The organism is Lactobacillus nasalidis, from assembly GCF_016587775.1.
GTDB lineage: Bacteria > Bacillota > Bacilli > Lactobacillales > Lactobacillaceae > Lactobacillus > Lactobacillus nasalidis.
This window is the reverse complement of the sequence record NZ_BOCG01000577.1, coordinates 1-431: the sequence shown is the minus strand read 5'-3', so window position 1 is coordinate 431 and position 431 is coordinate 1. Positions and strand designations below refer to the sequence as shown.

The following is a 431-nucleotide window of genomic DNA, read 5'->3' as shown; positions in this document are numbered from 1 at the left end:
TAACGGGCTCTGACTACTTGTAGGCACACGGTTTCAGGTTCTCTTTCACTCCCCTCCCGGGGTTCTTTTCACCTTTCCCTCACGGTACTGGTTCACTATCGGTCACTGGTTAGTATTTAGCCTTGCGAGATGGTCCTCGCGGATTCAGACGGGATTTCACGTGTCCCGCCCTACTCAGGATACTGATAGGTCTTCTTTGGATTTCGCTTACGGGGCTCTCACCCTCTTTGGCGCATTTTCCCAAATGCTTCTGCTATCCTCTGAAGTGCCATGACTCAGTCCTACAACCCCGGCAGATAAATCTGCCGGTTTGGGCTCTTTCCTGTTCGCTCGCCGCTACTTGGGAAATCGAATTTCTTTCTCTTCCTGCAGCTACTTAGATGTTTCAGTTCACTGCGTGTTCCTTTCATAAGCTATGTATTCACTCATGA

1 rRNA gene is annotated in these 431 nt (G+C 49.7%); it reads right to left on the bottom strand.

The features are described from left to right. Window positions 1–431 (bottom strand): 23S ribosomal RNA (locus lacNas_RS10905); the annotation flags it as partial.